Below are 19,311 nucleotides of genomic sequence, written 5' to 3'. Positions count from 1 at the left end.
GCAGCGAACCTCGTGAGACCTTCGCCACCTTCAACCCTCCGCCTTCAGCTTGTCCTTGATCCCATCGACCAACGTCTTCAGCCGCTCCACCGGAGTGGACCCCGGCGGCTCCGGATCATAGCGCAGGCGTTGGTGGAGCTGGATGGCTTCATCCAGTTGGCCGGCATCTCCGAGCATGCCGCGCAAGCCCGACAACCACCGGGAAAACGGCAGGCCCGGCGGGCGGGGGCCGAGGATCTTCCGGGCCATGGGTTCCAGTTCATGCAGCGGCGTGCGGGTGATGTCGAACACCGGGCGGCCTGATGCCTTCGGCCCCACCATGTGCTTCGACCGCCACAACCTCCGGCCGATGAAAGCGAGGGCGATCACGGCGAAGGACATCATCCCGATGGCGAGGCCGGTCCGGTTTTCCGTATCCGTCCGCCAGAGCGCGAAGTCTTCGCGGACGCGCAGCAGCCAGTCCTTGAAAGGTTGCTTCCAGTCCGGGCGGATGCCTTCCATGGCCAGCCAGTTGCCGGGCGTAGGGTCGAAGTCGATCCACTGTTCCTTTTCCTCATCCCACACGCGGCACCAGGCGTGGGCGTGCGTGCCGCGGATGAGGAACTCGTTCCGCCTGCCATCCATTTCCCTCACGGAGAAGCCAACGGCGTAACGGCTGGGTGTTCCGGCGGCGCGCAGGAGCAGGGAGGCTGCGGTGGCGAAGTACTCGCAGTGGCCCTCCCGGTGGTTGGTGAGGAACACCGCGATGGCATTGCCGCGGCTCATGTTTTCCCGGCCCTTCCGCCGGAGCGCGAACTCGCCCGGCACCGGAGTCGTCAGGTAGCGCGTGTATTTGAACTCCCTCGCGAACCACCCGGAGATCAGATCGAGCTTTCCCTTCAGGGTGGGTTCACCATGCAGGCCGATCTCCGCCGCGATCCTGAGGATCGTGCTTTCCTCCAGCTTCGGAAGGAGGTAGTCCTGCCTTTCCGGCGGAACCTCGATGGTGGACCGGTGCTTCCAGAAGACGGTGCCGTCGATGATGGCGTTCGACGGATTGATCCGCACCGTCCCCATCGAATTGTGGTCGATGGTCTCAAGCTTGAAGCCGTGGATGATGGCGGCGCTTCCCGGCAGCGGTAGCTGGCTTTCCTCCTCCACCTTTCCACGGAGGCGGAAGGATGGGAGCTTCGCCTCCACCGGTGGATCCGTTTCACTGGGGGAGATGACGAACTGGTTGGAACCTTCGGTGATTTCGTCGATGGCCAGCCAGTCGAAGTCCTTGTCCCTGCCTTCGGCGCGTTGGTTGATCCATTCCGCGTTGCGGTATTTGTTGAAGACGATGGTCTTCAGGTGGGTGGGCGGCATCCCGTTGCCGTTCACGCGCAGCCGCCACTGGATGTCCTTGCTCTGCTTGATCTCGCCCAGGGAGCCGATGGCGGTGTCCGTCACGTTCGGGTTGCGCGGGCCGTCGTGGCCGCCCCGGTAATAGCGGAGGAGTTTCTCGTTGGCGATTTTCAGCGAAGCCTGTCCCGTCACGGCGAAGCCTCCGGCGAAGGCCAGTGCCAGCAGCAGGGGAGCCAATCTCGTTCTCAGGGCGGCGAGAACGGCCCACCCGATCAGGAACAGGAGGCCGTTGAGAAACCAGACGCTCTCCGCGAGGGGGCCGAGCGTGGCTGCGACCAGACAGGAGACGAAAAACACGTTGCCGAAGTTCAGGCGTGTGGACGTGTCCCGCAGCCCCAGCCGCTCGTTCCTCAACTGCCGCTGGCGGGCGAAGAAGGAAAAAGTGCTGAGCGGCATGGAGTCCTTCAGTCCGTAGATCTGGGCGAGCTGCACGGGCAGGAAAAGCGCGGGCAGCCAGGACATCAGCCTTTGCAGGGCGCTGAGCCGGTCACCCTCCAGCCAGACATATACGGCCAGGCAGGCGGCGGAAATCTGGGTGAGCTGCCATGCGCGGATGTAGGCCGTGTCATCGAAGTGCCAGCGCAGGCGCAGCCAGTGGGCGGCCTCCACCACCAGCGCCATTCCCACCGCGATGACCATATGCTCCGTCATCAGCCCCCAGAAGATGAGGGCCGCTCCCAGCAGGAAACGGGGTGGTGGATGGATCTTGTTGATGGCGGGGAACGGTTGGTGGAGCGGGAAAGGAAAGAGGGATCAATGATAGGCGTCGAGCTTCCGTGGCAGTTTCAGCAGGTCCGGGCCGATGAAGCCGCTGCGCAGCCAGTAGCCGGGGGTGCCGGGAGGCTTTTCCCCGTCACCGATAATGATGGGCACGCAGGCCATGCCACCCCTGGCCAGAGTGGAAAGGAAAGCGGCGCGTTCCCCGTCCCAGCCCGCCAGCACCACCACACAGGAGGTGAGATCCTCCCGGTGGCGGAGGATCAGCCGGCTGAGCTGGCCGAACTGCGGGTCATGCTCTCCCTCCACTCCCGCCAGGACCTCCAGCAGTTTTTCCATGCGGGCCAGTCCGCGCCCGGCGGTGACCATGTGCGCCTGGTCCTTGATGAACATCAGGTCCAGCAGCGAGTCACCACGGTCGATGAGCGCCACGAAGGACGCGGCGACGGACACAGCATCCTCGAAGAACGCCTCGTTCGCCCCCGTGAGGAAAGTGTCCAGCACCAGCCCGTAGCGGGGGTAGTAGGTGTCCTCCAGTTCCTTGACGATCGGGCGGCCGGTGCGCGCCCAGCTTTTCCAGTGGATCTGCCGCAGCGGATCCCCCGGGCGGTAGTCGCGCAGACCGACGAATTCCCCGGTGTTGCCGATGGCGTTGGTGGCGTTCTCATCACCCGCCTGGAAGCGGGAGCCGCCGGGCATTTCGAAGGTCGGCAGGGGATGCCGCTTGGGCAGCACGGTCAGGGTGCTGGGCGGGGTGGTGACTTTCCGGCAGTTCTGGACCAGCCCGAAAGGGTCCGGCAGCAGGATGCGCAGGTCGTCCAGCCGGATGACGCCGCGCCGCGCGGGGGTGATGGAGGCCTCCACGCGGGCCGTTTTTCCCGGGTTCAGGTCCAGCATCTCCGTGGAGTCCCCGCCGTCGAAGGCGCGGCGGCCGTCGATCAGCCAGCGCCAGCGGTAGAAGGCGAACTTCCGGTCGAAGGCATTGCGGTCCTCTTCTCCTGGTTCACGGCGGAGGAAGAACTCCATCAACCCAGGCCGGGGATCCGGCGGGGTTTCCGTCAGCCATGCGCGGCGCAGGTGCCATGCACCGGTGTTGGTCACGCGCACGGTGTAGCGGATGGTTTCACCCGCGGTGGCGTAGAGTGGCAGTTCCCGTTTCGCCTGGATCTTCGCGCGGCGGATGAAGGCCCACGGCAGTGCGATGACGCCCATGCCCACCGCCAGCGAGAAAATCTGATAGACGGGGTCCTTCCGGTGGCCGAAGCCCAGCCCCGCCATCAGCACGATGACGATGACGAGTCCCGCTCCCGCAGGCCGGAAGCGGCGGGAGAAGAAGTAGCCGATCGCCGCGCCCTGTGAATACCACGCATGGGTGAAGCGGGTGAAAAACCCGGGCCGGGAGGTGGTGGTGGTGGCCGGCGGATTCATGGCGGTATCCGGCTAGACCGGGACTGGGGTTTCCTCGATGATGTCCGCCACGATCCGCCTTGCGGTGATGCCGGAGTAGCGTGCCTCCGGGGAAAGCACCAGACGGTGGGCGATGACATCAGCCGCCACGGCCTGGATGATCTCCGGGGAAACGAAGTCATGGCCCTCGAACAGGGCGAGGGACTGGGAAATTTTCATGAGCGCCAGGGAGGCGCGCGGGCTGGCGGCGAGCTGTACGTCCGTCCTGCCGCGGGTGGCCGCCACCAGGGAGACCACGTAGTGGCGCAGCTCCGCGCTGAAGCGCACGTGCTTCGACGCCTCCATCAGCTCCAGCACTTCCTCCCGGCTGGCCACGGGTTCCAGCACATCCACCGGGTGCACCTCCATCTGGTCCGCCAGGATCTGCGCCTCCTCCTCCGCGGAAACATAGCCCAGCGCACACTGCATGGCGAAGCGGTCCATCTGCGCCTCCGGCAGCGGATAGGTGCCGCGGAACTCCACCGGGTTCTGCGTGGCGATGACGAAGAAAACACCATCCAGCAGGTGGCGCTCGCCCTCGATGGTGGCCTGCCTTTCGCCCATGGCCTCCAGCAGCGCGCTCTGCGTCCGCGGGGACGCGCGGTTGATCTCATCCGCCAGCAGGATGTCCGTGAAGATGGGGCCGGGGTGGAAGCGGAACTCCTGGCTTTTCGGATCCAGCACGGAAATGCCGAGGATGTCCGACGGCAGCAGGTCCGGCGTGAACTGCACCCGCTTGAAGGTGGTGCCACGGATGGCCCTGGCGATGGCTTTGGCCAAGGTGGTCTTGCCCGTGCCAGGGTAGTCCTCCAGCAGCACGTGCCCCCCCGCCACCATGCACGCCAGCACCCGGCGGATCACATTCTGTTGGCCCTTGATGATGGAGCAAACGGCGGTTTCGAGACGTTGGGCGGTGGCCTGGGCGGACATGGGTGGGGTTTTTGTGGGCGACACGTCCCGGCAAGGTCCCTGTTAGAGACTGCCGGAGCTTGTCCCATCAAGAAACAACGGGTGCGGGCGCGGTGCAACAGATTCCCTGCATGCTCTCTGTGAAAAAGGCGTGAAGGGGGGAGTTCCTTTCCGCGAGCGGGAGGAGATCCGATATCCGCTTGAAAATCCTTTTGCTGCCGCCGTGGCCTGCAATTCATCTGTGGAATGAGGACTCTTGCCTGTAGCATGCTTGTCACTGCGCTGGGAATCGCCATTTCCTGCGGAAATCATTTGCTTGTCGGTTGCTGGCGCTTGACGGATGGGAGGATTCTCAAGGCCAGAGTCGATGGAACCGCCGCAATATGGGGGGACGACGGAAATTTCACCGAAGGGAAATGGGAATCCGATCCCTTTTCCGATGCGATCCAGCGATACGCCATCACATGGGGCCATGGGCAGACTTTTGACACGGAGGTGTCTCCCGATGGATCGGCATTGCGGGCGAAGCGTTCGGTAAGTGTTCCGGGCGCACCTCCGATCAACGGAGAGCGGGTGACCGAAGTTGCCATCGCATTATGGTGTGACGATTGGGGCGTGATGGCAGTCAACGGCAAGGTGATTCTCCAAGCTGGGTTCCAAAAGCCGGAGGCGGCGCGGATGTTCGTCAAGAGCGGTGACGTCATTACCATCGAAATGACCAACAATGGTGGGCCGATGCAGTTAGGGTTCGAGTCCTTTGCGGGAAAGCAGAAGTTCCTCACCGCCCAGGAATTTTCCTACACCCACAAGCCGGAGAAAGATTGGAAGACCATTCCCAAATTTGAATTGGGCTATCGAAGGCCTCTATGGCAGGTGAAACGCGGGATGATCATTGGGGATGTCGAGAATCCCACCATCGCACTCCGCCAAAAGGAGGATGAGAAATATCAGAAGCTCTATTTCAAATACGTGATACGGTAGATGGAAATACATAGTGGAGTGTACGTAGAGTGGACATTGCGGCAAAGCCGCCACATTCGCTGATGCCACCGGGGCACAGGTAAGTGCCCTCTCCTTTGTTTGTTCAGAATCCGTAACAGTGGGACAGGTCATTGATCATCAAAATGGGACACGATTTTCCGCGAAATTGACATCTTCCCCTTCATTAAGTTACAAATCCTCCGACTGCTACCTTCGATGCGAATTCCCCGCGTCCCTCCGGCCATCGAGTTTCATCTCCACCCTATGGAAGCGCCCTCCATCCTGCCGTCCTCGGGGCACCGGCTTCTTCTTCCTCTCCAACCTCCATCATCCCGGAGAAATGAAATGATTCTCCCACCAGTCCTCCCATGAACCTCTCGCGCACTCTCCGGGAAATCCTTATCTGCACCATCCTGGCGACCTGTATGCCATCCTCCGCCCAACCCCCGTTGGCCGCGGATCTTCCCGCCCGATCCGACACGAAAACCACCGCGCTCTTCGGACCCGCCGTATCCGGCAATGCCAAACTCCTGCCCCGCGAAGATCCGGCCGCTTTCACCGGCAGATACCTCACCGCCACCGCCGATTACCAGTCTGTCGCAGCGGGCGATCTCCCCCCGGAGGGAGATCCCCTTCATATCTGGGTCCGCTACCAGGCCACCGCCCTCCAGATGAAAACCAGCATCGATGGCAAAGCCGTCGAATTTCCCTGGGACTGGACCCGCCACCCCGACGGCTTCGGATGGCGCAAAGTGGGTTCCTTTGAACGTTCCCGGCTCGGCGGCAGCATCCACTTCATCAGCGAGGTCAACCGCACCCCGAAGAGCGGCGTTGACGCCCTCGTCATCACGGCCGACCCCACATGGCAACCCTCCGCCGCACCCTCCGCGCCGCCAACGGAAGCCGTCCCCGCGGAGAATGCCCGTGTCGTCATCAACTGGAACCGCCTTTCCCGCCCCGTTTCCCCTTACCTGTATTCCTTGAACTGCCAGCACGGCTTCTCCGCCACCTCGCCACGCCCCGGTTGGAGCGAAGGCATCTCCTTCATGAAGCCCCGTCTGCTCCGCATCCACAACGGCAGCCTTGTCAAAACTTGGTTCGATCCGGCCACCGGTACATGGAACAAAGACAAGATCCGCGCGGCTCTCGACTCGCTGCGGCCTCCGTCCGGAACCGAACTCCTGCTCAACATCAACAGTTGGCCCGAGGCATATGACGCCGATAAGGACGGACGTCTCGATCCCGACATGGTTGAGCCTTACTCACTTCTCTGCGCGGACTTGGTCCGGATCATTAACAGGGAGTTCAAGGCAGGCATCCGCTATTGGGAGATCACCAATGAAAAGGACGTCGCCTACTGGAGACCGCATGAACGCGGCCCCGCCGGGCCTCCGGCTGATGTGCCGGCCCTGGCGAAAATCCATAATACGGCGGCTGCGGCGATGCGGAAGGTCGATCCTGACATCAAACTCGGAGGACCGGCCGCCTGCCATCCTCTGCCCACCCAGCAGCTAACGGAGTATGCGCGCCTCACACGACGGAACCTCGACTTCCTTTCCTTCCATATCTATGCCACCGGTTCCGCCGAGGAAAGCGACCGGTCGGTTTACGACAAAACGTCTTCGATGGCCAGGAACACAATCTCCCTCATCGAAAGCGTCCGCGACGAAGTATCCTCAAGCCGCCTCGAATTCCATCTCAACGAATTCAACATCAACTATACTTGGGAGCCCAGGGATCCACGCATGGCGAACCATAAAGGCGCCGTCTTCGATGCCCTGTTCCTCATCGCTCACTCCCGGATTCCGGATCTCACCGCCATCAATGCCTGGAGTGACCAGGACGGAGCCTACGGCAAAATGAACATGGACGGCACCTTGCGCCCGGCTGCTCATGTCTTCCATCACTTCAACACCCGGCTCGACGGCAGCCCCGCGCAGGTCGCTTCCAGTTCCGAACAATCCGTCGTTCCGTTCGCAGCCGTCAAGAATGGCAAACCCGCATTCGTTCTTGTCAACCGGACCTCCGTTCCGCAGTCGGTGACCGTCACCTCGAACGGCATGGATACCTCCACCCCATGGATTTCCTCCGCCATCGAAGCCTCCGGTGTTTCCGCCGATGCCTCCCTTTTGCTGAAGTCGCCGGTGGTTCTCTCCCCGCACAGTGTCCGCTTCATCTGGAAAGACTGATCCTCCCCCTGAAAACCGGGGAAAACCGCGGGTCTGGGGGATGAGTGCTCCCGGTGCTCACTTGTCCAGAATCTGAGACAGCACGTAGGGCAGGATGCCGCCCGCGCGGTAGTAGGCCTTTTCCACCGGGGTATCGATCCGGACGATGACCGGGATGTCGAAGGCTTTTCCCTTGGCGGGATGCACGCGGAGCGTGGCCTGCTGCATGGGCTTCAGATCGTTGTCGATGCCCACGAGATCGAAGGTGGCGTCCGCCAGGTCCTTCACTTTCTCATAGTCGTCCTTGTGGACGAAATTGCAGGGCAGCACGCCCATGCCGACGAGGTTCGAGCGATGGATGCGCTCGAAGGATTTGGTGATGACCGCCTTCACGCCGAGCAGGTTGGTGCCCTTCGCCGCCCAGTCGCGGGAGGATCCCATGCCGTAGTCCTCCGCTCCGATGATGATGGTGGGGATGGCGTTTTCCTTGTAGATCTCCGCGGCGTCGTAGATGGCCTCCACCTTGTCGCCGACCTTGGTGACACCACCCTCCACGCCGGGGACCATCAGATTCTTGATGCGGACGTTGGCAAAGGTGCCGCGGGTCATCACGCGGTCGTTGCCGCGGCGCGAGCCATAGGAATTGAAATCGGCGAAGCCGACACCGCTGTCACGCAGGAAGCGTCCCGCCGGGCTGTCCATCTTGATGGCTGCGGCGGGGGAGATGTGGTCGGTGGTGACGGAGTCCCCGAAGATGCCGAGCGGGCGCGCGCCGTGGATCTCCTCGATGTCCCGCGGTGCCGGGCTGAATCCATCGAAGAACGGCGGCTCCTGGATGTAGGTGGATTCCCGGTTCCAATCATAGACATCTCCGGTGGACGATTGGATCTCGTTCCACTTCGGGTTCTGGTCGGAAAAGCCGGTGTAGAGTGCCTGGAAAACCTCCGGCCGCAGAGAGGAGACCATGGCTGCTGTGATTTCCTCCGCGGTCGGCCAGATATCCTTCAGATAGACCGGCTCGCCCTTCGGGGTTTTGCCGAGCGGTTCGGTGGCCATGTCGATATCAACGGTCCCCGCGATGGCGAACGCCACGACAAGGGGAGGGGACATCAGGAAATTCGCCCTGATGGACTGATGGACGCGGGCCTCGAAATTCCGGTTTCCGGAAAGCACGGACGCGGCCACGATGTCCTCCGCCTTCACCACGCTCTCGATGCCGCTGTCCAGCGGCCCTGAGTTGCCGATGCAGGTGGTGCAGCCGTAGCCGACGGTCTGGAAGCCGAGCTTGTCCAGTTCCTCCTGCAGGCCGGTCTTGGTGAGGTAGTCGGTGACGACACGGGACCCCGGGCCGAGGGAGGTCTTCACCGATGGCTTCACCGTCAGGCCGTAGGCGTTCGCCTTTTTCGCCAGCAGGCCGGCGGCGAGCATCACGCTGGGGTTGGAGGTGTTCGTGCAACTGGTGATCGCGGCGATGAGCACGGAACCATGGCCGATCTTGTCAGGCACGCCGTCCTTGCTGTCCACGTGAACGACAGCGGTCTTGCTGCCGGTTTTGTCGAAGCCGCCGTCCTTCACCGGAGCGGCGAGCAGTTCGCTCCACTTCGCCTTGAGGTCGTCCAGATCGATGCGGTCCTGCGGGCGCTTCGGCCCCGCGACACCCGGTTCCACCGTGGAAAGGTCGAGGTTCACCACCTGGGTGAAATCCAGTGCGTTGCGGTCCGTCGGGATGCCCCACAATCCCTGCGCCTTGTAGTAGTTCTCCACCGTCTTGCACAACTCCGGCGGTCGGCCGGTGCCCTCCAGATAGCCGGTGGTGACTTCATCGATGCCGAAGAAGCCCATGGTCGCTCCGTATTCCGGGGCCATGTTGGCGATGGTGGCGCGGTCCGGCAGGCTGAGCGCCTTCGCGCCGGGGCCGTAGAACTCGACGAATTTGCCCACCACCTTCGTCTTCCGCAGCAGCTCGGTCACCACCAGCACCAGGTCCGTGGCAGTCACTCCGGTCATGAGTTCGCCGGTGAGATAGACGCCCACGACCTCCGGAACCAGGAAGGTGACCGGCTGTCCGAGCATTCCGGCCTCCGCCTCGATGCCGCCGACGCCCCAGCCCACCACGCCCAGCCCGTTGATCATGGTGGTGTGGGAGTCCGTGCCCACCAGCGTGTCCGGATAGAAGACGCCGTCTTTCTCCAGCACGCACTTCGCGAGGTATTCCAGATTCACCTGATGGACGATCCCGATGCCCGGCGGCACGACCTTGAAGGTATCAAACGCCTGTTCTCCCCACTTGAGGAATTCGTAGCGCTCCCGGTTGCGGTGGAACTCCAGATCGAGGTTCCTTGCGAAAGCGGCGTCCGTTCCCGCGAAGTCCACCTGCACGGAGTGGTCCACCACCAGGTCCACGGGAACCAGCGGCTCGATCATCTTCGCATCGCGCCCCATGCGGGCCACCGCGGAGCGCATGGCGGCCAGATCCACCAGCAGCGGCACGCCGGTGAAGTCCTGCAGGACGATCCGCGCCACGACGAACGGAATCTCATAGTCTCCCGGGTGCGCCGCGTCATAGGACGCCAGGTTGCGGATGTCCCTCTCCGTGACTTTCAGGCCGTCGTTGTTGCGGAGCAGGGACTCCAGCACGATCCGGATGGAAACGGGCAGGCGGGAAAGGTTCGGAAAGCCTTGATCCTCAAGGGCCGGGAGGGAGTGGAATTTCCCTTCGGCACCGGAACCGGTATGGAAGGTCCTGAGAGTGTCCATATGGGACTACCCATACAACAGGAGTCAGGATTCTGCCAGAGGCATCCTGAATTTCCGTTGGAAAGGGGGCTGATCCGCGGCAAGCAGATCAGAAGGGTTTCAACCACAGATGAACGCAGATGGACGCGGATAAGAAAAGATTTTGGACCGATCTCTTCAATCTGTGTCCATCTGCGTTCATCTGTGGTTGAATTTCATTTCGGCGATTTACTTTGGCAATGGGCGTCAAAAAAGCCGCCCGCTGCATGACAGGGGCGGCTTTCCAAATGAGGCGTGGATCCGGCGTTCCGTCAGAACCCGGCCACCAGTTCCTTCATCGGTGGGGCGAAGGTGGTGAGGTCGATGCCCGCGACGGCGTCCTTGTATTCCTCTAGGCTCGGCGTGCGGCCGAGGATGGCCCGGTGAATTACTCATGCAGGGAACAATTGATCTCTGATTAAGGGACGTAGATCAGCATACGCAATGATCTGATCTCGCGGAACTGCGGACATCTCAAAATGAGACATCGGTACTCTGCCGTCGCTTACTAAAATAGGTGTCCATTGAATATTAGCTGCCGAAATCCCCGTGAGACGAGTAACTCCATCAGAATTCGCTTTCAACCACTCGACTCTTCGAACATGCTTCGCAAGATAATCGTCGGTATTTTCTGGGTCTCCGCGAAAACTTTCCAACTGCTGAATGACTTGGGATGCCGTGAGGGCACGTTTCAGGCTTTTACATTCCAGTAAGTAGACACGTCCTGAGTTAAGATCCCAAGCGACCACATCGACATCGTCACTCGGGCTGGCATCTGCTTTTCCAAGCTCACGCATCTTTACGCTGTGCCGAACTTCAGGAAGAATTTTCCTCATTTCGTCGGCCACCTTCTTCTCAAAACGCTCACCGCGCTTCTTGGTGAGCCCGCCCAAATAGCTCTTCATCTCGACAGACCGAAAAATACGATCTGGAAGGTCGCCATTCAAGAGTGAATGGATAAAATAACTCCGCCACCTTTGGAGATGTGTAGCAGAAATTGCATACTGCTTAGGCGATTTAGAAACTTCCACAAAAGGGCGAATTAAGACAGAAAGCCCTCTAAAAAATCGCCAAGGGAAGACATCATTAGGCTCACATCCGGTTGGAAACTCCTTATCCCAAGCGGGGCGCATTGGTAAGACGAATCTTTCCAAAAATGCTTCGGTCTGATGTTTGCTCAAGGTTGCACGATTTATCAGAAGTTGCCTTAGCTGCAGGTCTTCGAGAGTTCCTCCTGACTGACTAGATCTCTTCGCAAATTCGGCAAAGACTTCGGTCACTTTAGTGAGAGAGTCACTGTAGAAGCCAAACTCAGCGAAAAATGCGCTTTCAAATCGCTCCGCTTCTGAGTTTTGCTCGCTTGCGGGAGGGGCATCGATAACCTCTTTTGAAAAATGATCGTCGTAGAGCTCTGCAGCTCGGCGAATATTGTCATCCACCCTAGACGTCAGATATGGTTTCATGACTTTCTCACGAAATCCATCGTCGAATTCAATTTGACCGTTTAAATGAATCTTGATTTCGGGTTCGACTAATCCGTTGGTGATGGCATCTCGGTATCCCGCGATCTGCAACATTACTGCGATGTCAGCTAGCATGGAAAGATGCTCTGTTTGAGAAACGACCACCCTTGAGGAAGGGTCACAAGAGTAGGCTGCTGTCTCAATAAGTGCGCGATTAGCGATCTCGGCTTGCGCTATACGCCCGCCTGAGTTTCGGAGATGGTCTTGGAGCCACTCAGCGTTTTCTTCTAGAGCGAGGAGGGATCGGATGGAGAAATTCCATCGTGAGCTATCTCGCGATAACTCATCCAACTGGCTAAAACAGTGAGAAACCACAGGTAAAATCCAGAGATCTTTTAGCTTGGCCGAAAGGCGGCCTTGGATTCCTCTGACAATTTTTTCGAGAAATTTTTGAGCCTCCTTACGGTCGGTGATTATTTTAGCTGGAGCGTTCGAAGCAGTATATGCGAGACCGATTCCGACCCGCTCAAATTCCTCTTCCGGGATCAACATTGGCTCTGCTCGTCCCGTCGCCATAACGGCCTCTAGATCTGACGACCGCAGGATATGGAAAAATCTGGTATCATGATTCTTGACGATTCTTTGGACACATTCTTGCTCTTCGTTTTCTAAAAATACTTTCCCATTATTTTCGGCTAAGGCTCGCACCAGTGCAGTCACAATTTTTCGTTCAGCGCTATTCTTCGGTTGAAAAAATTCACTTAGGAAATACTCACTGATCGTCAGGGAAATTAGATTCTTCGCGGGATGGATATCACAAATCAATTGCATATCACGATCTTCCTGCTCAGAAATAGAGTCAAGATTCCAGTCTTCCGCAGCGGGAAATTGCAAAAGAATGACGGCCTCCCGGGGTATTAGATGACCATAGTCTTTCGACATGATCAAGAGAATCCGCTCGCTCCACCTTTGGACACACTCCCATAGTTTAAAAACGTGGCCCGAAGCTTTTGATGATTTTGGACGATCACGGACTTCAATCCACCATGCGAATTTCTCTATACTTACGCATCCTCTGAGCACTCCGTTGACGGTCGACTCGTGGTCGCAATATTTCAGGTTCGATCTAACGTCAGGATTAAGCCCAGCGCCGTCCCGTTCAACCTCAAGCCATTTCAGCTCAATTGGATGCCACACGCAGTGACGGTCACTGGTATTTTTATTCTCCAAGTTTACTTGCTGCGCACAATCGCTGCTGAGCATCAGCATCTTGTTCGGTTGCTTTGGATCCATGTCCGCCGGCAGGAGGGCAAAACGCCTTCGCTTCCAGAAACCGTACAAGTTCAAAAGCCCCGCCATGTTTACAAACTGAATCTTGGCGCTCTCGGCCATTTCTTCCTGCTGCGCAAGATACCACAATCGCCGAGTAGTGAAATCATGCTCGGTGGCAAGTGTTTTCCAATCCGCCAGCGGAGCGGAGTAAAAGTGCCAATTGGGACGTAGTTCTTTCAAAGCGGTTGCCATAGGCCTACCAACCCCTGACAGCGCAAAGATAATTATTCCGCCTTTGAATCCCTCTACCTGCTCCAAGCATTCGCAGCAGTCGGAGAGGTATTGGGTAAATCCATCAATCTGCTGATCGGAAAGAGTCTCAAGGTCTTCGATGTTGCTTCCCTGACTGAGTGGAGAGGTTTGGGTGAGAACCAGGGTGGGCATTCCAAAATCAAATTGCCCAGCATAAGGATAAAGCCGTGGTACATCTGAGGCCGGTTTCGGGAGAGTGATTCGATTCGGTTTTATGCCCAGATGCGGGATTACCTTATTAATAAAATATTCGGCACTCTCAATTTCAAAAAATGTGTCTGCCCAGCCTCCGAGATTACGGACTACATCAAGTATTCGTATTGCAGCTGCACGACATAGTATGGAAGGGGCCGCGATCACGAGAATGTCGTCAAAATTGATCAATGGGAATACTTCAATGGATGATCCGAAAACATTTTCGTTGTTTATTTGTTCCACTTTAGATGGATCAAGGATAAATGGGGTGAGTTTATTTTTATCGATTCCAAGATCTATCAGAGTGGCATCATTGAAGGTGACTGCTTTAGTGTGAGTCTCTATTTGAGCTTGGTCTGGTGAAGGTAGATCATTATCGGTGTGATCAACTCTGGTGAAATAACGAGGCAGCGCTAGGGAGTTTGCAATAGCTTCGCTCAGCTTGAGAAGTTCAACAACAGAATCATGTCCGTCCGCGAAAGTTGGGAACTCTCGCTTTTTGTGCAGAAACGTGAGTAGTCTTTCTACGATGAAATCCGCATTAGAAATCAGTCCCGGGAATACCCGGAAACCTCCCGCTGGGCTACAAACATAGCCGACAAAGACATCTTCTGGCGGATCTTCTTGCACGCAAGTGGGTGATTCTCGGATCAAGTGGATCCATTGATCTAAGTCTGAGATTGTGGGCTCCTGTTCGCCGCGACAACTCACTAGAGCTAGATGTAGAAGCACGCTTAATCTTACTCCATATTTTTGAAGGTTTGGAATTGTTTCGAGTGCGGCGATCAAAGGAACGGCGGAGGACAGATTTATTGGGGCAAGGATTTTACAGAGCTGCGAATGTGTCTCCTTGAGTGCCGCAATGGAAAGGCTACTCCCTCCGAACAGGAAGCTGAGCATGTTCATGGCGTCTTCTGCGGAGGCGTCGGGATTTTCATCCATGATCTCAGCCACCTTTTTGAGAATTTTTTCCGAGTTCACAGATAGAGGGATAAATCGCGGATTGGAGTTTGTAATCTCGTCAGAGTGGCGTCTTTAGATAAGAGTTCAAGCGATGGATCTGACTTCCGTTCGGATTCTCCGTTTTTGGTGCGATGAGCTATCTGGAAATCGAACTGGGCTTGGAGGCACATGCGGCGGCCTCCGGGGACGCCGAGGCAGAATTGGACACGTATGGCAAAGTTAGCGCTTAATGCATTTTTCTTGGGTATGAGGTCGCTTAGTTGCGCTTAGGCATCATGCCTTCTGCGGCTTCTGGTGAGTGATATCGTGGTCGGGGATGGTGTTGCGATGAGAGGAGCTTTGGGATTTTGAGGTGCCCTGGGGAATGACGGCTTGTTTTGTCTACGTTCGGTTAGCTCCAGTGGATGTTTTCAACCCGGATCGGTTCGAAATTTTTCACTCCCGAGTTCTCCCATTGAATGAAAAGAGCCGCCGTTCTGGAAGAACGGCGGCTTTTTGGAGACGGGTTGAACCCCCGCGGCTTTCCGTCAGAACCCGGCCACCAGTTCCTTCACCGGTGGGGCGAAGGTGGTGAGGTCGATGCCCGCGACGGCGTCCTTGTATTCGTCCAGGCTCGGCGTGCGGCCGAGGATGGCGGACAGGACGACGACAGGGGTGGAGGAAAGGAGGGACTCGCCCTTCTTCCGGTCGGTGTCCTCGACGACGCGGCCCTGAAAGAGACGGGTGGAGGTGGCCATAACGGTGTCACCCTTTTCCGCCTTCTCCTGGTTGCCCATGCAGAGGTTGCAGCCCGGGCGCTCCAGATACATCATGTTCTGGTATTCGGTGCGGGCGGCCGTCTTAGGCGCGTTGTCGTTGAACTCGAAGCCCGAATACTTCTGGAGGATGTCCCAGTCGCCCTCGGCCTTCAGCTCGTCGATGATGTTGTAGGTCGGCGCGGCGACGACCAGCGGCGCGTGGAACTCCACCTTGCCCTGGGTCTGCTCGAGGTTCCTGAGCATCTTCGAGACGATCTTGAGGTCGCCCTTGTGGACCATGCAGGAACCGACGAAGCCAAGGTCCACCGACTTGGTGCCACCGTAGTAGGACAGTCCGCGGATGACGTCGTGGGTGTAGCGCTTGGAAACGTCATCATTGTTGACGTCCGGGTCGGCGATCATCGGCTCGTCGATGATGTCGAGATCGACGACCAGCTCTGCCTTGTATTTGGCATCGGCATCGGGGACCAGCGGCGGCTTCTCGCCGACTTGGATCTCGGAGATGCGCTTGTTGGCCTTGTCGATGAGTCCCTGGAGAACCTGGGCCTCATTGTCCATGCCCTTGTTGATCATGATCTGAATCCGGCTCTTGGCGATCTCCAGCGACTCGATCAGGGTTTCACCCTGGGAAATGCAGATGGAGGCCTTTGCCTTCATTTCGGCGGTCCAGTCGGTGAAGGTGAACGCCTGGTCGGCGGGGAGGGTGCCGATGTGGACCTCGATCACGCGGCCCTGGAAGACGTTGTCGCCGAATTTCTTCAGCATCTGCGCCTGGGTGGCGTGGACCACGTCGCGGAAGTCCATGTAGGGCTTCATGGTGCCCTTGAAGGTCACCTTGACGGATTCCGGGATGGGCATGGTCGCCTCACCGGTGGCCAGCGCGAGCGCGACGGTGCCGGAGTCTGCGCCGAAGGCGATGCCCTTCGACATGCGGGTGTGGGAGTCACCGCCGATGGTGATGTCCCAGTCATCCACGGTCAGGTCGTTGAGGACCTTGTGGATGACGTCGGTCATCGCGTGGTAGCCGTCCTTCGGGTCACGGGCGGTGATGAGGCCGAACCGCTGCATGAAGGACATCAGCTTCGGGATGTTGGCCTGCGCCTTCTTGTCCCAGACGGAGGCGGTGTGGCAGCCGGACTGGTAGGCGGCATCGACCGTCGGTGAAATGACGGTGGCGGCCATGGCCTCCAGCTCCTGGGAGGTCATCAGGCCGGTGGTGTCCTGGGAGCCGACGATGTTGACCTTCACGCGGACGTCGGAACCCGCGTGCAGGATCAGGCCCGGGGTGGTGCCGACGGCGTTGCGGTTGAAGATCTTCTCAACGGCGGTGAGACCCTGGCCGTGGTGGGAGACTTCCTTGGCGGGGGCGAAGACGACCGGTGCTTTGACCCCCAGAGTCTCCGCGGCGAAGGTCTGGAGCTTCTTGCCGAAAACGATGGCGTAGGAGCCGCCCGCGCGGATGAACTCCAGCTTCTGCGGGGTGAAAGCGGAGGAAACGTCCGCCAGTTCCTTGCCATTGCCGTAGAGTTTCTTCTCCTTGGTGTTGATGGTGAGGACGGTTCCGGTCTCGACCGAGTAGGCCTGCTCCAGGACAGGATCGCCATTGGCGTCCTTGACCACTTTCCCGTCCTCGTCCGTTTTCTTCACCCAGTTCTTGAGGTCCAGGCCGATGCCGCCGGTGACGCTGACGGTGGTGAGGAAGATCGGGGAAATGCCGTTGGTGCCCGCGACGACGGGGAAGATGTTGACGAACGGGACGAAGGGACTGGCCTGCTTGCCGGTCCACAGGGCGACGTTGTTCACGCCGGACATCCGCGAGGAACCCACGCCCATGGTGCCTTTTTCCGCGATGAGCATGACGCTCTTGTCGGGGTGGAGCTTCTGCAGGGCTTTGATCTGCCCCTGGGCCTCCTCACTGATCATGCACTTGCCGTGCAGCTCTCGGTCGGAGCGGGAGTGCGCCTGGTTGCCGGGGGAAAGGAGGTCGGTCGAAATGTCGCCCTCGGCCGCGATGAAGGTGACGACCTGGACTTCGGTGGGAACGGGCGGGAGTTTGGTGAAAAACTCGGCCTCCGCGTAGCTTTCGAGCACTTCCCGTGCGATCGGGTTGCCGGCCTTGAACGCTTCCTTCAGACGTGAGGTGTCGGCGTCGTAGAGGAAAACCTGCGTCTTGAGGACCTCCGCGGCCTGCCGGGCGATCTCGGCATCCTCGCCGAGCGCCAGGTTGAGCAGGGTCTGGATGGAGGCGCCGCCCTTCATGTGGGAGAGCAGCTCGAAGGCGAAGGGCGTGGAGATTTCCTCCACGGCGGCCTTGCCGAGGATGATCTCCTCCAGGAAACGCGCCTTCTCACCCGCCGCACTGGTGGTGCCGGGGAGGGTGTTGTAAATCAGGAAGTTGAGGGATTCCTTGCGGTGCTCGTTGGACGCATCCTTGATCTGGGAGATGATCTCCGCGGCCAGCTCGCCGCTATCAATCGGTTTGGGATGCAAGCCGGCTGTTTTGCGTTCCTCGATCTCTGCCAGGTAGTCCTGATATAGGTGCATGTTCTTGAAGCGGTGGGATGAAATTGGGTCAAGCGGCTGCGGGAACCGTGGCATCCGGTGAGCGGAGCCTTGTGGTAGATGGACGGCGGCTTGCGTCGTTGCGGGAGACGGGCGGAGGTTATTGAAGAAGGGGGATTTGTCAAAAATGTTCCCGGTAAATGCGGGGAGGAAAATTTCAGGGGTTGAGCAAGCGGGCCGGGTGTGGAAGCCTCCGGGCCATGAGAAACCCATGGCTCGTGTTGGTGGCTGGATTCGCGGTGTTCGGATTGGTGGCGTGTGCGGGCGGCGGAAATGGCGCCAGCCGCGGTCAGATGGGGGATTTAGCAGGGGATGAGCCAGCGGAAGGGGGAATTTCCGATGTTCCGAACCCAAGCGCGGAAATGGCCTCGAAATCCGGTAAATCCCTCAGCCGCCTGCAGCGCGGCCATGAAGTCTACATGCTGAAATGCGGGGAGTGCCACAACTACATGCTGCCGCAGGTCATCGATGAGGACCGCTGGGAGCGGAAACTGCCGAAAATGATCGGTCACGCCGGTCTGGGAAGCGTCGAGGAGCAGGCGGTGATGGACTACGTGATCGGTGTCCGCAGTTTGAAGGGGTAAGGAGGGTGGACATTGCGGCGGAGCCGCCATGTCCGCTACGCTCCCATTCCTGTCTACCGGCGGCATTGGCGAATCATCAAAAATTCACCGCGAAGACGCCAAGGTCGCCAAGAATGGGGAGAAAATGGATCTCTTCAAGATTCGCATGATTCGCGGTCAGCTTTCTTTCCTTCCTGAAAACTGAACACTGAAAACTTCTCCTCCTTGGCTCGCCAATGCCGCCGGGGCACAGGAGTGTGCCCCCTCCTTACTCTTTGTGCCGGGTGAAGTATCCGTCGCCCGGGGTAGTCCGGTAGTGGCCCTGCGAGGATCAGAGACCTCCACCTGGGAACTTACCCCACAGATGCTGGCGTCCCTGAGGCAGATTTTCATCCCACTGTCGGTTGATTCTGTCTGTCTGTAATTTCCCGAAAATCACCATGCCGATCGCTGCGACCGAACACCCCATGAGAAACAGCCGGTCCCACCACCGCCTTTCGTCTTCGATGGTGTGGAAGTGCTTTTGGTGAGCGTCAACGGCACGTTCCAGCGTCCTCCAACCCTCGCTATCAAATACATCGGACACTGTTGTTGAATCAGTGGCCGTCGGATCCTTCTCCAGAAATTCCTTCCGAATTGCCATTTCAGTTTCGATCAAATCAGACCGCGACAATGCGGAAGATTGTAGTACATCACCCACCCGGTTTCTTGGAAATCCGACAACTGACAGCACGACCAAGGTCAAGAGCAGGACTCTGCACAACTGGTAGCCGACGTTCCACCATCGAGGTTTGAGCTTCTTCCCTGTCAGAGTGAGTTCCGTCAGATCCATTCTGTTTTT

Annotated in this window: 11 protein-coding genes; 4 read left to right on the top strand and 7 right to left on the bottom strand. The window is 58.7% G+C overall.

What is annotated here, in order from left to right; genetic code table 11:
* Positions 1 to 30: 30 nt before the first annotated feature.
* From KF712_17665 to KF712_17655, 3 genes are all read right to left on the bottom strand, one after another.
* A complete protein-coding gene (locus tag KF712_17665) occupies positions 31 to 2,037 on the bottom strand; it encodes a transglutaminase domain-containing protein (protein ID MBX3742816.1) in 2,007 nt (668 codons plus the stop codon).
* Between the two features lie 102 nt (positions 2,038 to 2,139).
* Positions 2,140 to 3,531 (bottom strand): DUF58 domain-containing protein, encoded by a 1,392-nt coding sequence (locus KF712_17660; GenBank protein MBX3742815.1) that lies wholly within the window; start codon positions 3,529 to 3,531, stop codon positions 2,140 to 2,142.
* Positions 3,532 to 3,543: 12 nt separating this feature from the next.
* The gene (locus KF712_17655) at positions 3,544 to 4,479 is read right to left on the bottom strand and encodes a MoxR family ATPase (protein MBX3742814.1); all 936 of its coding nucleotides are present in this window, start codon (positions 4,477 to 4,479) and stop codon (positions 3,544 to 3,546) included.
* Positions 4,480 to 4,953: 474 nt separating this feature from the next.
* Here KF712_17655 and KF712_17650 point away from each other — a divergent pair, with 474 nt between their 5' ends.
* Positions 4,954 to 5,439, top strand: coding sequence for a hypothetical protein (locus KF712_17650; GenBank protein ID MBX3742813.1), 486 nt, complete (start codon positions 4,954 to 4,956; stop codon positions 5,437 to 5,439).
* 368 nt (positions 5,440 to 5,807) lie between these two features.
* Positions 5,808 to 7,628, top strand: coding sequence for a hypothetical protein (locus KF712_17645; protein ID MBX3742812.1), 1,821 nt, complete (start codon positions 5,808 to 5,810; stop codon positions 7,626 to 7,628).
* Positions 7,629 to 7,685: 57 nt separating this feature from the next.
* Here the strand turns inward: KF712_17645 and acnA are convergent, their stop codons facing one another.
* The 3 genes from acnA to KF712_17630 all read right to left on the bottom strand — a co-directional run bounded on the left by acnA (position 7,686) and on the right by KF712_17630 (position 17,889).
* The gene (gene acnA / locus KF712_17640; protein ID MBX3742811.1) at positions 7,686 to 10,364 is read right to left on the bottom strand and encodes an aconitate hydratase AcnA; all 2,679 of its coding nucleotides are present in this window, start codon (positions 10,362 to 10,364) and stop codon (positions 7,686 to 7,688) included.
* Positions 10,365 to 10,774: 410 nt separating this feature from the next.
* A complete protein-coding gene (locus KF712_17635) occupies positions 10,775 to 14,605 on the bottom strand; it encodes a hypothetical protein (protein ID MBX3742810.1) in 3,831 nt (1,276 codons plus the stop codon).
* A gap of 509 nt (positions 14,606 to 15,114) precedes the next feature.
* On the bottom strand, positions 15,115 to 17,889 hold the full coding sequence (locus KF712_17630) for a bifunctional aconitate hydratase 2/2-methylisocitrate dehydratase (protein MBX3742809.1): 2,775 nt from the start codon (positions 17,887 to 17,889) through the stop codon (positions 15,115 to 15,117).
* Positions 17,890 to 18,269: 380 nt separating this feature from the next.
* On the opposite strand from KF712_17630, the gene KF712_17625 reads away from it, so the two are divergent.
* Both KF712_17625 and KF712_17620 read left to right on the top strand, forming a co-directional pair.
* Positions 18,270 to 18,491, top strand: a complete 222-nt coding sequence (locus KF712_17625) for a hypothetical protein (GenBank protein ID MBX3742808.1) — start codon at positions 18,270 to 18,272, stop codon at positions 18,489 to 18,491.
* A 28-nt stretch (positions 18,492 to 18,519) separates the two neighbouring features.
* On the top strand, positions 18,520 to 18,675 hold the full coding sequence (locus KF712_17620) for a hypothetical protein (GenBank protein MBX3742807.1): 156 nt from the start codon (positions 18,520 to 18,522) through the stop codon (positions 18,673 to 18,675).
* 126 nt (positions 18,676 to 18,801) lie between these two features.
* Here the strand turns inward: KF712_17620 and KF712_17615 are convergent, their stop codons facing one another.
* Entirely contained in the window at positions 18,802 to 19,302 is a 501-nt protein-coding gene (locus tag KF712_17615; protein ID MBX3742806.1) for a hypothetical protein, read from the bottom strand.
* Positions 19,303 to 19,311: the final 9 nt, after the last annotated feature.

This window comes from Akkermansiaceae bacterium (genome assembly GCA_019634595.1).
Taxonomy (GTDB): Bacteria; Verrucomicrobiota; Verrucomicrobiia; order Verrucomicrobiales; family Akkermansiaceae; genus Luteolibacter.
This window is presented reverse-complemented; position numbering and strand designations above follow the sequence as displayed.

Coding starts and splice junctions, on each gene's coding strand:
- acnA (MBX3742811.1), bottom strand. CDS start 10,364: ATGGACACTCTCAGGACCTTCCATACCGGTTCCGGTGCCGAAGGGAAA.
- KF712_17660 (MBX3742815.1), bottom strand. CDS start 3,531: ATGAATCCGCCGGCCACCACCACCACCTCCCGGCCCGGGTTTTTCACC.
- KF712_17630 (MBX3742809.1), bottom strand. CDS start 17,889: ATGCACCTATATCAGGACTACCTGGCAGAGATCGAGGAACGCAAAACA.
- KF712_17620 (MBX3742807.1), top strand. CDS start 18,520: ATGTCCGCTACGCTCCCATTCCTGTCTACCGGCGGCATTGGCGAATCA.
- KF712_17655 (MBX3742814.1), bottom strand. CDS start 4,479: ATGTCCGCCCAGGCCACCGCCCAACGTCTCGAAACCGCCGTTTGCTCC.
- KF712_17615 (MBX3742806.1), bottom strand. CDS start 19,302: ATGGATCTGACGGAACTCACTCTGACAGGGAAGAAGCTCAAACCTCGA.
- KF712_17645 (MBX3742812.1), top strand. CDS start 5,808: ATGAACCTCTCGCGCACTCTCCGGGAAATCCTTATCTGCACCATCCTG.
- KF712_17665 (MBX3742816.1), bottom strand. CDS start 2,037: ATGACGGAGCATATGGTCATCGCGGTGGGAATGGCGCTGGTGGTGGAG.
- KF712_17625 (MBX3742808.1), top strand. CDS start 18,270: ATGGCCTCGAAATCCGGTAAATCCCTCAGCCGCCTGCAGCGCGGCCAT.